The sequence below is a fragment of the Legionella waltersii genome (assembly GCF_001468085.1).
In the GTDB taxonomy this organism is placed as follows: Bacteria; Pseudomonadota; Gammaproteobacteria; order Legionellales; family Legionellaceae; genus Legionella; species Legionella waltersii.
The window spans coordinates 123,889-146,799 of record NZ_LNZB01000006.1 but is presented as its reverse complement, the minus strand read 5'-3'; the positions used below and the strand labels follow the sequence as shown (position 1 = coordinate 146,799).

Genomic DNA, 22,911 nt, shown 5'->3' with positions numbered 1-22,911 from the left:
CGTCCAACCAAGCGCAAATGCCTCAGAATTTGCCAAGCAAGCAAAATAAATGTATCTTAGCCCGTTAATTTTTCACGCTGGAGGCATCTATGTTACGAAAAATCGGCTTTACCTTATTATTTGCAGCGGCATCTATTTCCACGAGTACGTATTCTCTACCTACCCATAACCTTGTACCAGGAGTTACTTTAGAGTATGAATTTCAACCTAATCAACCTCAGGTGTTCGTGAATTACTTGTATTGGGAAGTGAGTGCTGAATGTAAAATCTACAGCGAAGACTCATCGAATGAAATGTTTACTGAGGCTCTTCTAAAACGTGGCAAAGTCAATGGAATACCCCTATCAAAAGGAGAAACTTTAAAGGTTACTGTTCATAATGGGGACATTTTAAAGATTAGTGCTGAGGCTGGTGCAAAAGTTCAAATCACTAACATTGGGGCACATACTTTAAAGGCGATTTGTGTGGCGTAGAACTTGAGATATAACCAGGCATAAAGATTTACGCTTCCTTACGGTGGCTCGGATTAGAACTGTGATAGCACAGATTATACTGAATAAACCGAGCTGCGACCGTAAGGAAGCGTTTAAACAAAGCAAGAATACCAGTCTTTACGTGGGCTGTACTTTGTTTAGCTAACCCACTTTGTGCTAGTGTTCTCTGGTAGCACAAAACTTGATCTTTGGATATCGTTCTTCGGCCATTGTCAAATTAACTCTAGTTGGGGCTAAATACATGAGCATATCGCCACCATCCAATGCTAAATTATCGTGCGCTTTTATTTTAAACTCACTCATGGCCTTGTCATCATCAGAATAGACCCAGCGTGCACTAGTTACATTGACTGATTCGTAGATACAATCAACCTTGTATTCATGCTTCAATCGATGCGCTACCACATCAAATTGCAAAACACCTACAGCCCCTAATATCAATTGATTGCTGTTCAATGGCCTAAATACCTGCGTTGCACCCTCTTCAGATAACTCAATCAATCCTTTTAATAAGGCTTTACTCTTGAGTGGATCTTTTAAGCGCACCAAGCGAAACAATTCAGGTGCAAAGTTTGGAATTCCTGTAAACTTTAATAGCTCTCCTTGAGTAAATGTATCACCAATTCGAATTGTACCGTGATTGTGCAAACCAATAATGTCTCCAGCTAAAGCCAATTCAGTATGAGAACGGTCACCCGCCATAAAAGTGAGGGCATTTGCAATTTGAATTTCCTTGCCTATGCGTAAGTGATTCAACTTCATTCCCTTTTTGTATGAGCCAGAACATACTCGGACAAAGGCGATTCTATCGCGGTGCTTAGGATCCATGTTCGCTTGAATTTTAAATACAAAGCCTGTAAAGGCATCTTCATTGGGTTGGACAATGCGCTCTATTGTTTTTCTTGCCTGAGGACCTGGGGCATATTCAACAAAGTCATCCAAAAGCTCTTTGATGCCAAAGTTATTGATGGCTGAACCAAAATAGACTGGAGTCATTTTCCCTGCTAAATAGTCTCGTAGGTTAAACTCATGGGAGGCCCCTTTAACCAGCTCAATTTCTTCTCTTAATTCCTGTGCGCTATCTCCAAGCAATTCATCCAATTCAGGATTATCTATACCCTTTATTTGGGTCGCCTCTTGCTTTTTAGCATTCAAACCTTGTTGGTACAAATACACGATGTCCTGATAACGATGGTAGATTCCCTTAAATCGTTTACCCATGCCTACTGGCCAAGTGATGGGTGCACACTGTATACCTAAAACAGATTCCACTTCGTCCAATAGATCAATAGGCTCCCGCCCTTCCCTATCCAATTTGTTAATAAAGGTCATAATAGGGGTATCACGAAGTCGACACACTTCCATGAGTTTTACTGTTCTGTCCTCCACACCTTTGGCCACATCGATGACCATTAAGGCGGAGTCTACCGCGGTTAGTGTACGATAGGTATCTTCAGAAAAATCTTCATGTCCAGGCGTATCCAACAAATTCATGACATGGCGATTATGGATAAATTGCATGACCGAAGTTGTGATGGAGATTCCTCTTTCCTTTTCCATTTCCATCCAATCTGAAGTGGCATGCCTATCTGCTTTACGACCTTTTACAGTGCCAGCCAACTGAATAGCTCCCCCAAATAGAAGTAACTTTTCAGTGACGGTCGTTTTACCTGCATCAGGATGCGAAATAATTGCAAAGGTTCTTCTCTTATTGAAGTCTTGGTAGAAATCAGACATGAGTTTCTCAGATTACCAGTATCGATTTAATTTTGAATTGTAAGCGAAAAGCGCAGATCAAACAATTTTAATATGAATAATGCATTAAACCCGAGTACTTATCAACAAGAAGAGGCTCATATTATGCCCTATCTGTTCTTATTTATGTCTTTTATTGCATTGTGTCCAAAATAACCTCATAATGTTCTCTAAAAAAATCCACCTCTTTTACTTTTATTATCGAGTTATAACACATTATGGATAGCAAATTAGACGATCAGCGAACCACTCTCAAGACAGAATCATTCTCTGTGCCATGGTTGGAAACTCTAGATATTCCCTTTAAATATACCCCTGAAATACTCATGTTCTTCGCACGTTTTCTATCCCCAGGCTTGGAAGCTAAATTCAAATTAAAAAATTTAGTAGCTCAAGGTAAAAGTATCCTGGAAGCCAATTATCAGGTCATCAGTAAAGCGAAAGAAGCAGCTAATGAAATCCCAAAATTATATATTTTATACACAATTGAAGGGGGGTATTTATACATTAACAGCATTTCATGGGATGATTTAGTGGGTAAATGGGAAATTAGTCATTACCCTATCTCCTTATCCTCTTTAAATGAGTCCTCTCTTGATAAAAATGGAATTCCTGTCGTTATCAATTTAATTCACTCACACTTAAGAGGTTTAAACAACGCTGAACAGAGTAGTCAATTCACTTTAGAACAGAGACATTTTGTTATTCTTGATAGTGATTGCATAAACTCCTGCTTTGATCACATGATCAGATCCAATTTCATTGAAAATTTAAATGCCATAGCTGTGTTAGTTAACTCCTGTCCTAAATCACCTAAAGCACTGCAAATCCACCAACTCATTGTTGATCATTGTTTGGCGGAAGCAAAACAAGATGTTCAATTCAGGTACATGTCTACGTTACAACAAGTGTTTAAGGTTGCCCATAACTCATTTTACAGAGTAGCAGAAAATGAATTTCATAATGAAAATATCGAAAAAGCGTTACGCTGCTTAAAAATCTGCGCAAAGAATGGTTATTATTTCAGAGAGCTGGCTGAGAAAATATTTAAAGCGATTGAACTACAAGCTAGAGATAGCAAATCTTCGATGACATTGGATAAACCATCTATGGATAGCGATACCATTCAAGAAATTTTAATAAACTCATCCCCTCTAGTCTTTATAAGAACCGCAACCGCTCTTGGCAAAACTTATATCAAAGGAAGAGAGGAGCAATTGATTGCCAACTCTTTAGGTAAAAATGGAATTTTTACTCCAGACAATCAAACTATTGGCACAGGAAATACACATCAAGGTACTCATTTAAGTCTATAAGTACTGCAAAAATTCTCTTTAAAATGCTCTAGCGAATCATGGGGTTTATTGTATACTCAAAAATGGAACCCCTTGTTTACTAGGAAATAGTCTGACCAATTTGCGAGCATTATTACTCCATGATGGGGTGGTTCTTTAAATTAAAGGATTTAATTTAAAATATAAAAGGAGTTTGCTATGAGATTTCATCAGTTTATCGCTCCACTTGTATTAATTCCTTGCTGTGCCTTTAGCCAAATTCAAAATGATGACAACAAAGGCCAGATCTTTTTTAAAGCCCCGGAGAATAAAAATACCCAAGTAAAATCCTATGCCAATGACTCTAAACACCTAAAAGAGGGAGAAACATTTACGCGTAGTTTAGATTACCCAACCCAAATAATTCGCATATCAGGCTCTTTAGAAACAAGTGTCATGGATTGCGACCGCGTGTTTGCAGAAGTTGAGGATCGTTTAATTTCACACATTACCCCTGATAAATACAGCTACATGACTTATATATCCTGTACCTATGATCCTGAAACTAATTTTGCAACCGGATTTGCAATTAGCAGCTTCTTTGACCCAATGACAGATACTGCCGTTGAAGAGCTGAATAAATTCTTAGATGAATACAATGGCTCTGATTTACTCGGAACAAAACTAACAATCGAGTCAGCTCGAGCAGTTATTGCCGCACTAAATATTTCAGCCGGGTTTAAAAAAAATGTGGATAAACCACCCTTTATTGAGTATCGACAAGATAGGAGTAATTTCTATTTCAAAAGCAACTATGAAATGAAAAAAACATTCATTAGCGACATTTATCAGAACTTCTTTAGTAATGATCCTGAGAAAGTTCTTCCCTTTTTAGATCGATGGATTTTCCCAAATGCAGGTTCGTATTATAAAGCAATTTTGTGGGATTCAAATTACGTTCAATTACAGCCAGAGAGGATTTTTCTCATGGACAGTGGGCAAAATATATTCGTATCGAATTTAAAGTTTTATTTCTCTCATAATTGCAACAATTACTCTAATCATCGTTGTTTAAGATACGGTGATTCATTTAAACTAAATTCGGCAGTTGAAACTACTACGAACCGCTCCTAAACTGATTTTAGGTTTAAAGATATAAGCCCTTATGGATGAAGTCATAATCTGAAAAATACTGTATTGAATACCGGGTTATGACTTCGTCTGAACAAGTTATTTATAGACCCTTTGGTTTTTACAAACAAAACTTAGGCAACGTTATTATGTTTTTCCATCAAACAGCAATGCAAGCCACGTAAAAGAAACCTCTAAAATTGAGGCCCCCTTTCTTCTTTCTCCTTCGTGTTTGTTGAGTTTAGTTACCCAAGGCGTGTACACTCTTTCATCTCTAGAATCCGTACTAAAAGTTCCTTTATCCACAAAGTGCCCAGAGTCGCTCGGACCTTGTTGTGGTTTCAAATGCAATTTTTTTCGATTTAGGCAATTTCTACGTGAGAACATTTCGCTAACCACTAACTCATAGTGCGTATTAAAAAGTATAGTTCATTGAGAGTGGTTTTTTAGAAATAGGTCATCCCATGCCAATGCAAAAGATGACTCTGATTTTAAACAACAATTAACTCCAGCCCAATTGAGGAAGGTTCAAAATAGCTCACCACCATATTCTCCTTAACCGCATCTAAGGTATTAGGTTTCCACTGGGGGTTCTTATCCTTATTAATTAAAACTGAACGGACACCCGAATAAAAATCGGTACCCTTCATAAAATGACCCGCCAAATCAAAGTCCATTTTTAAACATTCAGCTAAAGACAATCCTCTAGAGTTGATTAACTGTGCTAATGTCACCTTAAGACTTAACGGTGATTTTTGCAATAAGGTATTACCAACACCTACGGCCCAAACTCCATCTACTTGCAGGAGCGCATCTCTTATCTCTTCAACCGTGTTTTTATTGAAGCACACATCTATCAAGGGTTTAATCTGACTTGGATCTTGAGAAGGATCATTGTTTGCATAAGCCTCTATACAACGATCAACTCGGGTGTAAGCGTCTTCGAATAAATCTTCATTTTGTAAGGCATCAACAAGATGAGGCATTTGTTCAGACAGCACAATATTTTTGACAAGTCCGGCTTTCATTGCATCGTGAGGCCCTAATTTATTACCTGTTAAACCCAGATAGACACCTAATGAACCTGGGCATCTATTTAACAAGTAACTTGCACCTATGTCAGGAAAAAAACCGATTCCAGTTTCCGGCATAGCAAACACAAATCGCTCACTGGCTACGGGGTGGCTCCCATGTAGAGAAATACCAACCCCACCCCCCATAGTGATACCATCCATCAGAGAAATATAAGGTTTTCCTAAATGATGAATAAAATGATTCAATCGATATTCATGCCAAAAGAATTGCATCTGCTCTGATTCTTTACTTCGACCCGAATTATACAGCCAACGGACATCTCCTCCAGCACAAAATGAATTTCCAGGTACAGCCTGGACTACTACAGCTTTTATCGAATTATCCTCTTTCCACAGCGATAATTGATTTTGCAGATCAATAATCATGGGCAGAGACAATGCATTAAGAGCTTGGGGACGATTTAGAGTAACGATACCGAGTTGACCTTTTTGAGTAAAAAGTATCTCATCTGCCATGCTTAAGCTCCTGTGAATTCTGCATTACGCTTTTCTAGAAATGCAGCTACACCTTCCTTCTTATCTTCGGTGGCACATACTTTGGCAAAATGGACTGCTTCAAGATGTAAAGCATCCGTTAGAGACATATCATAACCATAATCAATAGCCTCCATAACTCCTGTAATAGCCAGTGGTGCCATGCTTAATATCCCATTGAGTATTTGCTTTCCTTCCATCAACAATTGATCAGCCTCAAAGACCCCAGACACTAAACCCCAGTTCAAGGCTGTTGCTGCATCAATAAATCGTCCTGTAAGACATAAGTCTAAAGCTCGCCCTTTACCTACTAATCTTGATAAGCGCTGAGTTCCACCATAACCAGGAATAACACCTAGCTTCACCTCTGGTTGTCCAAACTTTGCTTGAGTAGAGGCAATTCGCATTGTCGCTGAAATAGCTAATTCACAGCCACCGCCAAATGCAAAGCCATTTACAGCCGCTAATGAAGGTTTCCCCATGGTTTCTAGAAGTCTAAAAACGTCTTGTCCCTGCTTAGCAAATTCATAGCCTGTTTGAGCATTGCATTCAGCCAAGCGGTTAATGTCTGCACCTGCACAGAATGCTTTTCCTTCACCGGTGAGCATAATGGCTTTCACTTTCGAATTTGTTTTGGCATGTTGTAATAGTTCACCTAAAGTAAGTAAAACGTCCGTGCTTAAGGCGTTTAACTTCTCAGGCCTATTCAGTGTCAAAGTCATAATTCCATTCGCATCTGTACTTTGTTCAATTAAATTCACACTCATGCTCCTATTCCTTATTTTTCATACCCGCCCTTCTTTCACTTTATTGAAGAAAAGCTAGGAAAATTATTATTTCTACAATTCTCTAACCGAGCTGCGTACGTAAGTAAGCGGAAAAGTCATTCAATAAAATAGTCATCATCCAAACTGGCCTTAGCAATAATTTCGCGCATGATTTCATTGGTTCCTTCTAGAATTTGATGTACCCTCAAATCCCTGAATATGCGCTCTATCTGATAGTCACGCAAATAGCCATAACCACCATGAATTTGCATTGCCTTATCGCTAATCTGAAACGCAATGTCAGTTGCGAAACGTTTCGCCATTGCACAGTATATTGGGGCTTTTTTGTCCTCATTGTCTAAAGCTGTTGCAGCCCTATACACCATTAAGCGTGCTGCTTCATAATCGGTAAGTAAATCAGCAAAATAAAAACGTAACGCCTGCATCTGGGTTAATTTTTTTCCAAATTGCTTCCGCTCGTGCATGTAGGACTGAGTCATCCTTAAACAAGCCAAAGCTCCTCCCAAAGAACAAGACGCGATATTAATTCGACCACCATTAAGTGCATTCAAGGCTATTTTAAATCCCATCCCTTCATCACCCACACGATTCGTGACTGGAACTCGACAATTTTCGAAATAAACCATGGATGTGGGTTGATTCCTCCAGCCCATTTTTTTTTCTAATTTTCCAAAAGTTAATCCTGGAGTGTCCTTTTCAATCAACAGGCAGCTGATTCCTAAGTGAGACTCATCACCCGTACGAACCATGCATAAATACACATCACTTGCAGAGCCTCCTGATATAAAAGCCTTTGCCCCATTTAAGAGGTAGTGATCACCCTCTTTGACGGCTTTTGTTTTTAGGGAAGCGGCATCAGAGCCTGATTCAGGTTCAGTCAAACAATAACTAGCTATAACTTCCATTGAGGTTAGCTTGGGTCCCCATTTTTTTCTTAATTCTGCACCAGCGTATTTATCGACTAAAGTGGTAACCATGTTATGAATTGAAAGATAAGCGCTTGTAGCAATGCAACCTGTCGCTAGTTGCTCAAAGATTAAAGCGGCATCAAGCCTACTTAATTGCGCCCCACCTATGTCTTCACGAGCAACCATTCCTGCCATGCCCAATTTGGCCGCCTCACGCAAGATCTCTACTGGGAAATAACTGTGCTCATCCCAGCTATCTGCCATGGGGCTTAATTTATCGCGAGCAAAATCAGCGGCCATTTCACGAAAGGCCAAATGTTCTTCAGTGAATCGAAAATCCATACACCGTCCTTAGATATATTTATGACGCTCAATTAAAAAGTGATATTATTGCGAATTTTTAGCGCCTGTGAAAGATAATAAGAATAATCACATGGAAACTTTAGCGCAACCTAGAACAACAAATAAAACCGCTATATCTGTTTTAAAAGACTATTTTGGTTTTGATTCATTCAGGAATCCTCAAGAGGAAATCATCAATGAGGTAATTTCTGGACAAGATGTATTGGTTTTGATGCCAACGGGTGGTGGTAAATCACTCTGCTATCAAATCCCAGCTATTGTGCGTCCTGGAGTTGGAATTGTCGTCTCACCGTTAATCGCATTGATGGAGGACCAGGTTGCTGCATTAAAATTACAAGGAATCAATGCGGCTTATTACAATTCTTCATTAAATAGCGAGGAGGCTAGACAAGTCTTAGCACAGTTGCATAATAACGAACTTGATTTACTGTATATAGCCCCAGAACGATTAATTAGTGCAGCGTTTTTAGAGCGGTTAAAAGAATGCACGATTGCTCTATTTGCTATTGATGAAGCGCATTGTATTTCGCAATGGGGTCATGACTTTCGACCTGAGTATGCTTCTCTAGGCCTTCTCAAAACTCACTTCCCTACAGTACCAATCATTGCCCTTACCGCAACAGCAGATAAACAAACGCGAGAAGACATTGTCATCAAATTAAAATACTCACCAAAGCGATTTATTGCTTCGTTTAATAGACCCAATATCCATTATAAAGTCCTCGCAAAAAGCAATTCCTATAAACAATTGGATAACTTTTTACAAAACGACACTCAACAATCCGGCATTATTTATTGTGGAACAAGAAACAGTGTAGAATCTGTAGCAAGTAAGTTGCAGGAGATGGGGTATAAAGCAAGGGCTTACCATGCAGGGCTGTCTCACCATGAACGTAGAGAGGTGCAAACTCTTTTTCGTTATGACCAAATTGATATTGTTGTTGCTACTATCGCTTTCGGCATGGGCATAGATAAACCAAACGTCCGCTTCGTCATTCACTTTGATTTACCCAAAAACATAGAAAGTTACTACCAAGAAACAGGCCGCGCAGGAAGAGATGGTTTAGCTGCGCAAGCACTTCTACTGTACAACGCTGCGGACAGCGCAAGGTTGCGAGCATGGATTCATGCCATGCCTAATGAAGATCAACAACGAATAGAAAACAACAAGCTCAATCATATGCTTGCTTTTGCTGAAGCATCTCATTGCAGAAGACAAATATTGTTACGTTACTTCGATGAGGTTTCCAATGAACAATGCAAGTATTGTGACGTCTGTGATAACCCGCCTACAACAGAAGATGTTACGGAAGATGCTCAAAAATTGTTGTCCTGCATTTACCGCCTACGACAAAATTACGGTCTAGGTCATACTATAGACGTATTAAGAGGCAGTTCATCTGATAAAATTAAACAAGTTGGCCATGACCGACTAAGTACTTTTGGAATTGGAAAAGACAAATCCGCTAACTATTGGAAGCACTTAGCCTGGCAACTCATTCATAAAGAATACTGTATACAGGATACAGAGCATTTTAATGTGTTAAAGCTCACAGCAAAAGCTGTCCCTATTCTCAAAGGACAAGAACGCATCCATTTAACGATTCCAGTGAATGACATCAGTGGTTCCAAAAAGAAAAGGAAAGAACGTCCGGTAATCCATTCTGAAAGCAGTCCTCTCTTTGAGACATTGCGTAGTTTAAGACGTAAGTTAGCTGAAGAAGAAAATAAACCACCGTTTATGATATTTAGTGATGCAACCTTGCATGATATGGTGCAGATTAAACCTCAAACACTGGAAAAAATGCTTGATGTCTCCGGTGTAGGACAACATAAACTTGCACACTATGGGGAACAATTTCTAGAAGCCTTAAATAGCCATTCTGAATCGGAGTAATCATTTAAAGTGATAAAACTGGATCGATCTTTTTATGAGCGTGATACGATTTTGGTTGCCCAAGAGCTTTTAGGAAAATGCCTCATCCACAGAAGCGATAACATCGAGCGTATAGGACGGATAGTCGAGGTCGAAGCCTACCTTGGCCAGCACGATCTAGCCTGTCATTCCTCGAAAGGAATCACCCCAAGAACTCAAGTGATGTTTGGTCCAGCAGGTTTTGCTTACGTATACCTTGTTTATGGCATGCACTATTGCATGAATGTTGTTACGGAGAAAGAAGGCTCAGGAACGGCTGTACTGTTAAGGGCAATGGAACCCGTTCAAAATATTCACCTAAAAACCCAGGGACCAGGCCTGTTGTCTAAAGCCATGCACATTGATAAATCACTGAATAAGCATGATCTCCTGAGCTCCGATTTTTATATTGCCAAACAGATCGATGAACCTAGTTTTTGCATCGTTAAAAAACCAAGAATAGGTGTTCATTATGCAAAAGAGTGGGCGCAAGAACTATTGCGATTTTATATAAAAGACAATCCTTTTATTTCTAAACCTTAAATCGAGTTGACAAATCCCAACAAATCCGTTTAGTATCTCAATACAGTGTTTAATATTTAATCACAAATGGAGGCAATCATGTTATCAAAACTCTCTCAAAGATCTCATCAACTGTCTAAAAAAACCCAAAGCCGTCCTATGCATGGAAAAACCTGGAGGTATCTTTTTACCAAATAAACCAAATCACCAAACAACATCGCCTCGCTTCTTCTCCAATAAACCACAAACCGTTACATGTTTAAATATTTCACAGCAGTTAAGTAAGCAGTTTTTGCAAAGCCATGAACATTACGCCTCCCAGACTCCATTAGTCGGTATTGACCACGTCATTATTTATCATAAAGGTAATCTCTCGCTTTGGAATAAAAATTCAATCAATGATCTAGAACTTATTGCTCGACGCAATACTCCTGCTGTCAAAGAGGCTTACCAATTTATCAAGTCACTGTCTCATTGTTCTGTTTGGTTGAGCATGGTAATGCAATCTCTGCAAGAGAAAAAAGCAATGACACCCTATCATTACAGGGATATTCAACAGATTATTTGCTGTCTTAATCAATTGAAACTATTGGTATCCGATCAGGAGCTCATTGCAAAACTCTATGAGCAACTTTGCGAATCGACGGCACCTAATGATACTTTAAGCACAGCTAAGGGAGATCCTATTGATTTATTGTTATCTTTTGCAATTCAAGCTCTAAGCAAAGGTAATAATGAACAAGAAATGAAATCACTCCTTCAATCGTTTCTGAAATCGAGTCAAGAATTAAATACCCACTGTGCTTCTTACGCCACCAAAATTCAGCTACAAGGAATGCACAGAATTCTTCTTGATTGGACTGATAAACATTTAATTCAAGTGAAGAATACTCGCGTTTTAATTGTTGTGGCTTCAGGTCCAAGAGAACAGTTGATCGAGAGACAATATTTCGAAGAAATGCTTGCGAAACAAAACCTAAAAAATGATGAACAGGGTATTCGTTATATTCACTGTATTGAAATGTTACCTCAGCAAATAGCAACTGTGACTGATAAAGAGCTCATCGGTTTTCTCCAACAACATGAATTAAACAGTAGTATTGGAAAAAATATGCTTAACAATCCTCTTGGAATGGATAAGGATGTGCTTTCAGAACATGCTCCTGAGGCCTTAAAAGGTATTTGCCCGTTCAAACATTAGTTGATAATGCATCAACTCCTTCAAAGTTAAGGAATCGACTCATTTTTTAAAGGGGCATTTATAGCAAAGGTCAGATGATACGCTTTATGGCGTTGCCTTAAGCGGTGTCACTAGGTTCATCCATCCGGCCAGCATCGGTCCGCTTGCTGACGCGCGCGGCTCGGTTCCTTCTTTGCTGTCTGAATCAAATGCTAGTCACAGCAGGGAGTGAACCGAGCCGCGCGCGTCAGCAAGCGGATACGAAACTATCCGCTTTCACGAATGACGCTGCTTAAGGCAGCGCCATTAGGCGAAGCGCCGTACCTACGCTTACTGACCATCAGTGAAGAGATTAGTTGGGGCACTATAATTTGAGTCGACTCCTCAGCATTCACAGTCGCAGCTCGGATAAAATTTGTGCTAACCAAGTCGCGACCGTAAGGAAGAGGAAAATCTATTTCCAATCTATTTCATCCTGCTAATTGATAGTGTGTACTAGTATTAGCTGCTGGTTGTTAATCCCTACTGTCTCCTAGATCCCCAAAATACAAGACCAAAAGTAGTATTGGGGACAAACAAACTTGGTGACGGACCCCACCAAGATCCGTCACCTTAATGCTCCCTAATCGCAGAATTCTTACTAAATATCAACCTTGATGCTATCTGATCGCAGAATTCCGACTAAATATTGCATCCAATTTTCAGATGAACTTGATAATACTTCACCTTATTGTGATCAATAAAACCTCTGGTTTGAACCACCTCAAACCAATCCAACTTGCCATGAGAATTTGATGCCTGTTCAATAGCATTATCAATCGCTTTTTCAATGCTCACTTGAGAAGTTCCTACTAACTCCACAATTTGGTAGACTTTATCAGTCATTATAAGCTCTCCTTGTATTCAATTTTTCTTGTGCTTTAGCAATTGCCTTTCGGATTGCCATGGCTTCTTCAGATTGTTCTGGTGCGAGTTTTAATAAACGCTGCCAGTAGTTAATTGCATTTTCATAATCCTGATTTATAAAAGCAGACATAGCAAGCATTGCGAGGGCATCTGGTTGCTTAGGATTGGTGATTAGCAATTGATTAAAAATATCCAAGATAGTCGAGTTAAATTTTTGATCATTCATCTGCCATAAACTATGGGCATAATGTACCGTGTATTGTTCATTAGAAGAATCCAATTGGTGTGCTTTAGCGAAAGCATCCGCTGACAATTTCAACTCATTTTGACTACTGTACAATCGTCCTAAAAGAAACCAACCTTTTGCACTACTTGGACTATCATCTAACTTATTTTTTAGTTTATTGATCAGTTCTTGTGGGCTTTTAATTGTTTTCAGCATGTTTTTTGCGAGCTGCTGTGCTTCTTGGCGATGGATATAGTCTTGCCATTGCTCAAAGTTTCCCCAGTAATAATAAGTAATAACCACAAAGAGCATTATTCCAGATACCAAACTTGCACTGAGAATGCGCGATCGACGCAATGGAAAAACAAGCACCGCGCAAACTACCAATGAGATACTAAATATAAGCCCGATCAACCACCATTCATTCATACGGAATTTCTCTTAAAACAAGTGCGCCAAAAAATGAAGAATCCTAATGCCAAAAAGACAAAAGGCCCATACCACAATAGCCATGTAATTGTTTTAACAGGGGGCTTAAACAAAATAAAGTCACCGTAACGCGAGCTAAGATACTCTATGATTTCATTATCACTTTTGCCATCTTTTACTAATTGATAAACTTGTGCGCGCAAATCTTTTGCTAAATCCGCATTTGAATCGGCTAGGTCTTGATTCTGACACACTAAACAACGTAAATCCTTGAGTAAATGCTGAAATTGAGCATCCTGCTTCGCTGTTTCTAGAGGGTAAGTGCTATTCGCTAGGAGAAAGGGGGAGAATAAACAGCTAAATAAAACCACAAGTAATTTTTTGTTCATATCAAGAAACCACCTTTTCTAATTCTTGCATCAATGGGCGTATATCCTTGTCCCAGATTTCTTGAGTCATAATTCCAACCTGTCTATAGCGTATAACCCCTTTTTTATCTATAACAAAAGTTTCCGGAGCACCATAAACACCTAAATCGATGGCTAATTTTCCATATTTATCTTGTCCAATCATACGATAAGGATTACCCCATTGTGACAACCATTGCAAAGCCTGCTGAGGATCATCTTTGTAATTTAACCCATAAATAGGAACGCCTTGCCGGGCTAGTTGCATTAAAAGCACTTGCTCCTCCACACAGGCTTGACACCAGCTAGCCCATACGTTTAGAAGAAGTACGTTATTACTCAATTCTGCATTACTAAAGGTAACTTTTGGTTTATCTAATTGCGGTAGGTTAAATAGTGGTAATTGCTTGCCTAATTGTACTGAGGGTAAGTAGTGTGGATTAAGGAACAATCCTCTCCATAAAAACAAACAAAGCAGCAAAAATAATAGAACCGGGACGCTACGCCATCCAAACCTCTTCATACCGACACCCCCTGAGCAGCGGCTATCTCAACGGTTCTACGTTGAAAATATCTCCTATCAGTAAGCGCAAATATCCCGCCTGCCAATATCATAAACCCACCTGCCCAAATCCAACGAATTAAGGGCTTAAAGTACACACGCACTGACCAGGTTTCATCATTCAAAGGCTCACCTAGAGCAATATAAATGTCTCTAAATGCAGTCACATCGATAGCCGACTCAGTCATAGCCATTTGCCCAACGGTGTAAATTCTTTTTTCGGGATAGATGTAGTTCACTTTATTTTGGTAACGAATTTCAAACTTAGCTTGAGTTCCTTTGTAATTGGGACCATTTAAGGATTTTTGATGGACAAATTTAATGGAGTAATCTTGCAATGTAATTTGCTTTCCAGGCGCCATGCTTACATCATCTTGAACCCCATAAGCAGTAGAAACCGCTATACCAATTACCGTTATAGCTACTCCACAATGTGCTAAAACCATACCCCAGTAGGCTTGCCCTATTCCAAAAATACCTCTTTCACGGGCTCTCTTTAACACTGAGCTCAATGTGCTCAAGATAACCCAGAACGCTAAACTTAAACCTAAAAGCGCTGAGTAATTCATTTGCTTGCTGGTAAAATACAAAATTGCTAACGGAAATAAATAGCTGAACAAAAAAAGTTTATTCAGTTTGGTGTATATTTTTTTCCAACTATCACTTTGCCATTTTAAATGAATCCCAACTCCCATGAGCAACAGCAAAGGTATCATCAGCGGAACAAATACGGAATTAAAATAAGGGGCGCCAACGGATAACTTGCCTAAGCTCAAGCCTTCAATAATTAAAGGATACACAGTACCCATCAAGACAGTTAACATGATAACAACTAAAAACACGTTGTTCAGAAGGAGAGCACCATCTTTAGAAAATGGCTTAGGATGATTAGTGACTTGTAAAGTTTGCGCTCTCAATAAAAATAAAACCAGTGAGCCGCCTATAACAAACAATAAAAAGCATAAAATATACATACCACGTTGTGGATCAACTGCAAAAGCATGGACTGAAGTCAGCACTCCTGAACGAACTAAAAAAGTACCAATTAAACTTAAAGAAAATGCCGTGATCGCAAGAAGCATAGTCCAGGCTTTAAATTGTTGTCTTTGCTCAGTCACAGCAAGGGAATGCAACAAAGCAGTACCTACAAGCCATGGCATAAAGGATGCATTTTCAACGGGATCCCAAAACCACCAACCACCCCACCCAAGCTCTCTATAAGCCCACCAACTTCCTAGAGTTATACCTGCTGTCAAACAACACCATGCAGCTAAAGTCCAAGGTCTTGTCCATTTCGACCAGGCTGCCTCAACTTTACCTGCCCAGAGGGCTGCTATAGCAAAAGCAAAGGCAACCGAAAATCCAACGTAACCCATATACAGCATAGGTGGATGGAATAGAAATCCAGGATCTTGAAGTAAAGGGTTTAAATCACGCCCTTGAGTATTTAAAACTGTAAACTGCCGTAAAAAAGGATTAGACGTTAGCAGTAAAAACAATATAAAACCAATACTAAGCCAACCAAGAACGACCAAAACTCGGGTTAGCATTTCTTGATCTAAACTATTGCTGTAGATGCAAATCATCAGCATCCAAAAGCTTAAGATAGTAACCCAGAGCAACATTGACCCCTCATGTCCGCCCCAAACAGCACATAGTTTATAAAACCAAGGTAACACTACGCTCGAGTTATTCATGACGTAGATAAGCGAAAAATCATCCATCATGAAACAAGCTGTCAAGCAGAGGTAAGTTAGAGCAACACAAACAAACTGCAAAATGACATAGTGCCTTGCTGAACTAATCCAATCTGCTTTTTTGAAAGCCAAACCTAACATGGGTATTGTTGCTAATAGCATGGAAGACACTAAAGCCAAAATAAGAAAGAAAACGCCTAATTCACCGATCATGTGTTCACCTTTTTGGCTAAAGCTGATTTAACCTGAGGGGGCATGTAATTCGCATCATGTTTTGCTAAAACTTGTTTGGCCTTAAAGTGCTGTTTATCGATTAATTCACCTTCTGCAACAATCCCTTGCCCCTCCCTAAACAAATCCGGAAGAATTCCAGTGAACGTCACAACAATTGTTTTATCGAAATCAGTAATTTTAAATTGCACGTTTAATCCTTCCTGTGCACGAAGGATACTGTTTTGCTCAACCATACCACCGATGCGAATAAGTTGATTCATTGGAGCTTTGCCATCGACCGCATCACTAGGTGTGTAAAAAAGGCTGATGTTTTGCCTCAATGCATAGAGGACCAGAGCCGCTGTGATGGATATAATGCTTAAAAAAAACACAAGCATCAATAGTTTACGTTGCCTTGCTGATGTCATGTGTCCTCTCTCTTAAACCAATGTTTTAAACTAGTGTAGATACGAGATTTATGTTTTTTCATTCTAAAAACATTCAACAGCAATATACCATACACCAAAAAATAAGCTGGCCAAACATAAAGGGAGTATCCTCCCATAGCGATCCAATCAAGGAACTGATGCATTCATTTCTCCCGCTATATGTTGCTTTACCCACGACTGGCGTTTTTCTCTAAGCAGCACTTCATTGCGTGCTTTTTCAAGAATGATCCAAAGAGAATAAAGAAAAAAGCCGAGCAAACTAATTAACAGTGGATACAACATTGATGCATCTATTTTAGGTTTGGCAAAAGCCGATAAAGTGGCCCCTTGATGTAAGGTATTCCACCAATACACTGAATAATGAATGATGGGTAAATCAATTAATCCGACTAAAGTCAGAATAGCGATCGTTTTATCTCCGGCTTCCTTGTTTTTAATAGACTGGTGGGTAGCTAAAATTGCCAAATAAAGCAATAGAAGTACAAGTTCAGAGGTCAAACGCGCATCCCATACCCACCAAGCACCCCACATAGGCTTACCCCAAATACTTCCAGTTACAAGAGCTAAAAAGGCCATACATGCACCTAGTTGGGCAATGATTTGAATGAGCATGCCCGCTATTTTAATACGCCAAACCAGTAACAAAATGGAGAGAAAACCCATCCAAGCATAAAGTGCCATGGATAAAAAGGCACTGGGAACATGGACATAGATGATACGATATGCCTCTCCCTGCTGATAGTCTGCTGGAGCAACTATTAATCCCCAACAAATACCAATCACTAAAGCCAACAGAGCTGTTGAAGATATCCATGGAAGAACTCGACCTGTAAAGGCATGAAAAAATTTGGGCGAAGCCAATTGATATAAAAACTTCCACATAGGAAACAATCAAACCAAAAAAGAGAGATTTTATCATGCATTTAGAGCGTTGCACAATGAAATGGAGGCTCGATTAGGTGGATCTAGAAAAAAGAAATTCGCTTTCATTGAACGCATAAACCCCAAATAGGTACACCTATTTGAACCCCTTAATCAATCAGCATGTCCAACCCGAATAGCGCCTGCAATCGCAAAAGGCAAAAACCCAACCGCTAGCAAGGAAATTGCTAGTAATATCGCCAGGTAGCCGCTGATTGGAAAACCTTGCATACCAATTGACATTGCTCCACTTCCAAAAATTAATATCGGTAACGTTAAAGGCAATAATATCAAAGCCATTAATGCGCCTTTTTGATTGCCCCCCATACCAAACGCAGCAGCTAACGCAGATAAAAATAAAATAGCCGGTGTTCCACAAAGTATACTTAAAATGAATACCACAACATTTTGGAAAGAGAGGGAGAATAACAAGGCAAATATAGGTGTTAAGAGAATAATTGGTACTGTATTAAGTATCCAATGCACAATGACTTTGGCGGTTACAATCACACTTATGGATCTACCGCTCACCAACCACTGCTCAATAATTCCTTGATCATGATCCTGCTGAAATAAACGTTCAGAGGACATCAACAGCGATAACAACATTGCCATCCAAACTAAACCAGGTGCAACCAACTGCAACAGCTGAATATCAGGTTTTAAAGTCATCGGAAAAATAAAGAGTATCATTAAAAAAAACAAACAGGTGTTGATAACATTTCTGACTTGTCGCATCTGAATGAGGAATTCACGCTTTAATTGACTAAAAAATAATGAGGTCATAGATAATATTCCTCATATTGAACGCTCTCTAAAGGTAACTCTTGATGAGAGGTCACCAATACAGCGCCTCCTTGCTCACGGTGCTCCTGAATTTTATGCATCAGGATCTTTAAAGAATTATCATCTAGAGCTACAAATGGTTCATCCAGAAGCCACAATTTTGCAGTTGTCATCCATAAACGCAATAAAGCGACCTGTCTTTTTTGACCTGCAGAGAGAATACTGCATGGTGTATGCAAATAATCGTCTAACTTAAACACCGTACTCAGCTCAAGAACATTTAATGGTGATTGATAATAATGCATATCAAAGAGACAATTTTCTCTAAGAGTAAGATAAGAACTTATTCCAGGTTTATGACCAATCCAACAAATATTCTTTTGATACTCACCCAACCTCTCATTGATCAGTTGCCCAGAAAAAAAAATCTTTCCTGACTCAGGCTGATGCAATCCAGAAATTAATTTAAGTAAAGTAGTTTTGCCAGCCCCATTGGCTCCTCGCAAATGCAATAGTCCGCCAGCGGGTAGTTGAAAGGAAACATTCCTGAGTAGAGGCTTGTCTTGATAATCAAAGTTGAGCTCAATAACATCCAGCATAGGCCATTGTATACCCGGTTAAAAAGTGTCTTACTATAGCAGGACCTGCAACAAATCCAAAACTTGTTTAATAGAGATTGATTCTTTCAATAAGTTATTTCTAAAACATAACATTGAGAAAGCCTTGGATCTGTTGAATAATGGAGAAAAGTAAAAGCAGAACGCCATAATCCTCTCCTTCCCTAATAATAAAACCTTACCAAGACTTGCGAAGCAATCTTTGGAGAGCCATAATCTCTTTTATTTTTTATAAGGTATATTATGGAATTTCTTAGTGAATATGGGATGTTTCTTCTAAAGTCCTTAACCATTGTCTTTGCTATGCTTTTCCTCTTAGCGGGTTCTTTTTCGATCAGCAAAAAAACAAAACCGAAATTAGAGATTACTCATCTAAATGAAGAGTATGAACATCTCAATGGTCATATGAATAAAGAAATTCTAGGTAAAAAGCCAAGCAAAAAGAAAAAAGAAAAAACTAAGCCACCCACACTTTATGTTATTGATTTTCATGGTGATATTAAAGCCAGCCAGGCAGAGCAATTGCGTGAAGAGATAACCTCCATTCTTACTGTTGCAAAGCCAGAGGATGAGATCCTCATTCGATTAGAAAGCCCAGGTGGATCAGTGAATGGATATGGACTGGCTGCGTCTCAATTGCAACGTATTCGCGATAAAAACATCCCATTGACTGTAAGTATTGATAAGGTTGCAGCCAGTGGTGGCTATCTTATGGCTTGTGTAGCTAATAAAATCATAGCTGCTCCCTTTGCTATCATTGGATCCATTGGAGTGGTTGCACAAATCCCTAATTTCCATCGCTGGCTTAAAGGCAACAATATTGATATAGAGCTACTAACCGCTGGCGAATATAAACGCACTTTAACCTTATTTGGTGAAAACACTGAAAAAGGTCGACAAAAATTCCAAGAAGATCTTGAGAAAATACATGCTGCATTTAGGGAGTTTGTACTTAAAAACCGTGAACAAATCGATATCGATGAAGTTGCAACCGGAGAACATTGGCTCGCTAAAGACGCATTTGAACTTCGACTAGTCGATCAACTATCAACAAGCGATGACTATCTCATCGAAAAAATGGCCACTCATAATGCCTATAAAATAAAAGTTCATGCTAAGGCATCCGTGGTGAGTAAGTTAATGAAACCGGCAATGAAATTACTCCATCCTTGGGCATGATTAAGTTTAAATGAATATTTAATTGGTAATCATTGGTCTTGGAGATGAACTGATGGCATTTCCTTATTTTTTATATATAATTTATAAATAGAACTACTAAAGGAGTAAGAGATGAGTGATTTCAAATCGAAATTGCCTGATCTTAAAGAACTAGGCTCAATGACTGCTAAATTATTTAACGGCATCAAAACCAGCGTGAACGAGATCATTAAGGACTATAAGGATAAAAGGGCTCAAGAGAATCCACCTGCAACAGTAAGTACTGAAGCTAAGACTGCTGAACCAGCACCAAAAGAAAACGAAGAAGTGAAAAAATCAGACACAGAATCAAAAGAATAAAAATCTTGGTGCTTTATTAAGAAGGTAGGTAAAAGTATTATTGCAATTTACCTACCTTTCAACCCGTTCTGGCCTATTTAATCCATATTTTCGCATTTTTTCAACCAAGGTAGTTCTCCGCATATTTAAATAACTCGCAGCATGTGCCACCACCCAATCAGATTCGTCTAGAGCCTGGCTAATTAATGCGAGCTCTGTTCTCACTAAGTGTTCCTTCAAATCAATACCTTCAGCACTTGTCACGGGTTCTTGTTTAGTAATTTCTAAGAGAGCATCACGCTCTATTCCTGCTTGACTTGATTCAACATAAGAAGATTTGTACTCTCCTTGGAAACGCCGTGGCAAATCATTTTTGCACACAATTCCATTTGGATAGAGAATAGATAATCTTTCAACCAAATTAGCAAGTTCTCTAACATTACCTGGCCAGCTATATTGAGTTAAAACATCCATAGCATCGGGCATTAAGCGTACTGCAGGTCTTCCTTCCCCTTCAATCCTTGAAATTAGTTCATTAAACAGCAAAGGAATATCGGTATTTCTGATCCTCAATGGAGGCATCTCTATTGGAAATACATTGAGTCTGTAAAATAAATCTTCTCTAAATTTTCCTTCTTGAATGGCAACTTCTAAGTTTCTATGTGTTGCAGCAATCACTCGTACATTAACATCAATGCTCTTATTGGATCCTACTCTTTCAAAACAACGCTCTTGCAATACTCTTAATAATTTTACCTGCATTGCCAAAGGCATATCCCCTATTTCGTCCAGAAATAAAGTTCCACCATTGGCAAGTTCAAAGCGCCCTTGCCTTGAAGTAATAGCACCAGTAAAGGCTCCTTTCTCATGCCCAAATAGCTCGCTTTCCAGTAATTCCCCAGGAATAGCACCACAGTTGATTGGAACAAATGGCTTATTTGACCTTGAGGATAAGGCATGAATATTTCTTGCCACCACTTCTTTACCAGTGCCAGACTCTCCCAAAATTAAAACACTCGCTTCCGTATCAGCAACTTGTTCAATCAATCGACGTACATTCCGAATACTCTCACTATTACCCACCAAACTGCGAAAAAGTGGGGTCTTATGTGATCCAGCGTTAATGAACTTCACCGCTTCCTTTGCAATTTGGCACCGATGTAGGGATTCAAGCATTTTTGCATAATTAAATGGGAATTTTAAACAGTCCACAACATTGCGATCAACGCATTGATGTGGGTTTAATTCTACGTCAACAACTAAAATAGGAATCTTTGAAAAATGTTTGGATAAGAGATCTAGCTCGTCTAAGGTTCTTTCTATTGATTTACTAGCCCCAAGGACTATAACATCTGGGTTAGGATTGGTAATTAGTTGCCAATTATCATATTCAACTGTAGTGCATGAATGACCTGTAAAATCGAATATTACTTTGAGTTTGGCGCAACGATCTGCGTTATCGTCGATGATGTATATCCTATCATTGCTACTCATATACCTATCCTTAAGCTTGAGCTTTATAGTTATAAGTATCGGTCAATCACCTAAGTGCTGTCAAATTATTGTCAGAACCCAAATGATTATGCCATAAAAATATACAGATTAATCAAATAAATTACCTCGAACAAATTATCATTTGAAAAGCATTGCAACGTTCACCAAAACAGAGTTCCTGACTTCCAATGGTCTTAGTAGCACTCACTTGAGCTTGTTTAACAAATGACTTAGCTTGCATATATCCCATTCTGCTGCAAAATGAATTAGCCGCCCTTTTACCACATCCTTTATTCAATTCGTAACACCAATCTATGCGATAATCGTTGAAGCGCGGAACTGCGAAACGTTTTTCTCGATAATGGTAGGGTTTTGGTGGCTGATGGGAAATCCCCATTGCGCAAGAAATGGCCATAAAACCATTGCATCTCCATCCTTTGCACTGAGCTCTGCTTTTTAAAAAATGGGTTAAACCAACGTTATAAGCTATCACATTTTGAGTGGCGTAATCATACCCCAACATTTGGCAATATTGATTAGCTACCGCCTTGCCACACTCTTTTCCATCCAAAGTGCAGTAATCTAAACGTTCTCCTAAGTATGTAGGATGCCAAAAACTTCTGAATGCTAAATTCTGTTTATTTGCTGAAAACAGTTGGCCAGAAAATAAAATAATCAATAAGAACAGGATAGGCATTTTTCCAAAATTGATCATTGTAACAGTCCTTTAGCATAGATTCTTACATGTTATCGCAGTAGCTGTCTTGGTACAATAGATAAGTGATTCTGCAATATTCCTAGTAAGATAT

The 22,911-nt window shown here is 39.0% G+C and carries 25 protein-coding genes; 8 read left to right on the top strand and 17 right to left on the bottom strand.

Annotation, left to right across the window (positions count from 1 at the left end):
- Positions 1–89 precede the first annotated feature (89 nt).
- Positions 90–473, top strand: a complete 384-nt coding sequence (locus Lwal_RS01700) for a hypothetical protein (protein WP_058479197.1) — start codon at positions 90–92, stop codon at positions 471–473.
- A 177-nt stretch (positions 474–650) separates the two neighbouring features.
- On the opposite strand, the gene Lwal_RS01695 is transcribed toward Lwal_RS01700, so the two are convergent.
- On the bottom strand, positions 651–2,231 hold the full coding sequence (locus tag Lwal_RS01695) for a peptide chain release factor 3 (protein WP_058479196.1): 1,581 nt from the start codon (positions 2,229–2,231) through the stop codon (positions 651–653).
- A 236-nt stretch (positions 2,232–2,467) separates the two neighbouring features.
- On the opposite strand from Lwal_RS01695, the gene Lwal_RS01690 reads away from it, so the two are divergent.
- On the top strand, positions 2,468–3,565 hold the full coding sequence (locus tag Lwal_RS01690; RefSeq protein WP_058479195.1) for a hypothetical protein: 1,098 nt from the start codon (positions 2,468–2,470) through the stop codon (positions 3,563–3,565).
- Positions 3,566–3,742: 177 nt separating this feature from the next.
- Positions 3,743–4,657: an Lpg0189 family type II secretion system effector gene (locus Lwal_RS01685; protein ID WP_058479194.1), complete on the top strand. Its 915-nt coding sequence runs from the start codon at positions 3,743–3,745 to the stop codon at positions 4,655–4,657.
- Between the two features lie 144 nt (positions 4,658–4,801).
- Here the strand turns inward: Lwal_RS01685 and Lwal_RS01680 are convergent, their stop codons facing one another.
- The 4 genes from Lwal_RS01680 to Lwal_RS01665 form a co-directional block, all read right to left on the bottom strand.
- Positions 4,802–5,041, bottom strand: coding sequence for a hypothetical protein (locus Lwal_RS01680; RefSeq protein WP_058479193.1), 240 nt, complete (start codon positions 5,039–5,041; stop codon positions 4,802–4,804).
- A gap of 104 nt (positions 5,042–5,145) precedes the next feature.
- Positions 5,146–6,204 (bottom strand): enoyl-CoA hydratase/isomerase family protein, encoded by a 1,059-nt coding sequence (locus Lwal_RS01675; RefSeq protein WP_058479192.1) that lies wholly within the window; start codon positions 6,202–6,204, stop codon positions 5,146–5,148.
- A 2-nt stretch (positions 6,205–6,206) separates the two neighbouring features.
- Positions 6,207–6,983, bottom strand: a complete 777-nt coding sequence (locus Lwal_RS01670; protein WP_058479275.1) for an enoyl-CoA hydratase/isomerase family protein — start codon at positions 6,981–6,983, stop codon at positions 6,207–6,209.
- 122 nt (positions 6,984–7,105) lie between these two features.
- On the bottom strand, positions 7,106–8,260 hold the full coding sequence (locus tag Lwal_RS01665; RefSeq protein WP_058479191.1) for an acyl-CoA dehydrogenase family protein: 1,155 nt from the start codon (positions 8,258–8,260) through the stop codon (positions 7,106–7,108).
- Positions 8,261–8,351: 91 nt separating this feature from the next.
- Here Lwal_RS01665 and recQ point away from each other — a divergent pair, with 91 nt between their 5' ends.
- From recQ to Lwal_RS01650, 3 genes are all read left to right on the top strand, one after another.
- Positions 8,352–10,178, top strand: coding sequence for a DNA helicase RecQ (gene recQ, locus Lwal_RS01660; protein ID WP_058479190.1), 1,827 nt, complete (start codon positions 8,352–8,354; stop codon positions 10,176–10,178).
- Between the two features lie 9 nt (positions 10,179–10,187).
- Complete coding sequence (locus Lwal_RS01655; protein ID WP_058479189.1) at positions 10,188–10,739, top strand: DNA-3-methyladenine glycosylase; 552 nt, start codon at positions 10,188–10,190, stop codon at positions 10,737–10,739.
- Positions 10,740–10,881: 142 nt separating this feature from the next.
- Positions 10,882–11,919: a hypothetical protein gene (locus tag Lwal_RS01650; RefSeq protein ID WP_058479188.1), complete on the top strand. Its 1,038-nt coding sequence runs from the start codon at positions 10,882–10,884 to the stop codon at positions 11,917–11,919.
- 660 nt (positions 11,920–12,579) lie between these two features.
- Here the strand turns inward: Lwal_RS01650 and Lwal_RS01645 are convergent.
- The 10 genes from Lwal_RS01645 to ccmA all read right to left on the bottom strand — a co-directional run bounded on the left by Lwal_RS01645 (position 12,580) and on the right by ccmA (position 19,093).
- Positions 12,580–12,783 (bottom strand): dodecin, encoded by a 204-nt coding sequence (locus Lwal_RS01645; protein ID WP_058479187.1) that lies wholly within the window; start codon positions 12,781–12,783, stop codon positions 12,580–12,582.
- Positions 12,776–13,459: a tetratricopeptide repeat protein gene (locus tag Lwal_RS01640; RefSeq protein WP_058479186.1), complete on the bottom strand. Its 684-nt coding sequence runs from the start codon at positions 13,457–13,459 to the stop codon at positions 12,776–12,778. The genes Lwal_RS01645 and Lwal_RS01640 overlap by 8 nt, the downstream gene beginning before the upstream one ends.
- On the bottom strand, positions 13,456–13,848 hold the full coding sequence (locus Lwal_RS01635; RefSeq protein ID WP_058479185.1) for a cytochrome c-type biogenesis protein: 393 nt from the start codon (positions 13,846–13,848) through the stop codon (positions 13,456–13,458). Before Lwal_RS01635 ends, Lwal_RS01640 begins: the two co-directional genes overlap by 4 nt.
- A gap of 1 nt (position 13,849) precedes the next feature.
- On the bottom strand, positions 13,850–14,389 hold the full coding sequence (locus Lwal_RS01630) for a DsbE family thiol:disulfide interchange protein (RefSeq protein ID WP_058479184.1): 540 nt from the start codon (positions 14,387–14,389) through the stop codon (positions 13,850–13,852).
- On the bottom strand, positions 14,386–16,338 hold the full coding sequence (locus tag Lwal_RS01625) for a heme lyase CcmF/NrfE family subunit (RefSeq protein WP_058479183.1): 1,953 nt from the start codon (positions 16,336–16,338) through the stop codon (positions 14,386–14,388). Before Lwal_RS01625 ends, Lwal_RS01630 begins: the two co-directional genes overlap by 4 nt.
- A complete protein-coding gene (gene ccmE, locus Lwal_RS01620; RefSeq protein WP_058479182.1) occupies positions 16,335–16,766 on the bottom strand; it encodes a cytochrome c maturation protein CcmE in 432 nt (143 codons plus the stop codon). The genes Lwal_RS01625 and ccmE overlap by 4 nt, the downstream gene beginning before the upstream one ends.
- Positions 16,763–16,903 carry a heme exporter protein CcmD gene (gene ccmD, locus Lwal_RS01615; RefSeq protein ID WP_231951047.1) on the bottom strand — a complete coding sequence of 47 codons (141 nt, stop codon included), beginning with the start codon at positions 16,901–16,903 and terminating at the stop codon, positions 16,763–16,765. Before ccmD ends, ccmE begins: the two co-directional genes overlap by 4 nt.
- A gap of 10 nt (positions 16,904–16,913) precedes the next feature.
- Entirely contained in the window at positions 16,914–17,669 is a 756-nt protein-coding gene (gene ccmC, locus Lwal_RS01610) for a heme ABC transporter permease CcmC (RefSeq protein ID WP_058479180.1), read from the bottom strand.
- 153 nt (positions 17,670–17,822) lie between these two features.
- Positions 17,823–18,503, bottom strand: coding sequence for a heme exporter protein CcmB (ccmB, locus tag Lwal_RS01605; RefSeq protein ID WP_408607317.1), 681 nt, complete (start codon positions 18,501–18,503; stop codon positions 17,823–17,825).
- Positions 18,491–19,093 (bottom strand): cytochrome c biogenesis heme-transporting ATPase CcmA, encoded by a 603-nt coding sequence (ccmA, locus tag Lwal_RS01600; protein ID WP_058479178.1) that lies wholly within the window; start codon positions 19,091–19,093, stop codon positions 18,491–18,493. The genes ccmB and ccmA overlap by 13 nt, the downstream gene beginning before the upstream one ends.
- Positions 19,094–19,354: 261 nt before the next feature.
- On the opposite strand from ccmA, the gene sohB reads away from it, so the two are divergent.
- A complete protein-coding gene (sohB, locus tag Lwal_RS01595) occupies positions 19,355–20,290 on the top strand; it encodes a protease SohB (protein WP_058479177.1) in 936 nt (311 codons plus the stop codon).
- Between the two features lie 111 nt (positions 20,291–20,401).
- Positions 20,402–20,629, top strand: a complete 228-nt coding sequence (locus Lwal_RS01590; RefSeq protein ID WP_058479176.1) for a hypothetical protein — start codon at positions 20,402–20,404, stop codon at positions 20,627–20,629.
- 51 nt (positions 20,630–20,680) lie between these two features.
- On the opposite strand, the gene Lwal_RS01585 is transcribed toward Lwal_RS01590, so the two are convergent.
- Positions 20,681–22,102: a sigma-54 dependent transcriptional regulator gene (locus Lwal_RS01585; RefSeq protein WP_058479175.1), complete on the bottom strand. Its 1,422-nt coding sequence runs from the start codon at positions 22,100–22,102 to the stop codon at positions 20,681–20,683.
- A gap of 121 nt (positions 22,103–22,223) precedes the next feature.
- Positions 22,224–22,817, bottom strand: coding sequence for a hypothetical protein (locus tag Lwal_RS01580; RefSeq protein WP_058479174.1), 594 nt, complete (start codon positions 22,815–22,817; stop codon positions 22,224–22,226).
- Positions 22,818–22,911: the final 94 nt, after the last annotated feature.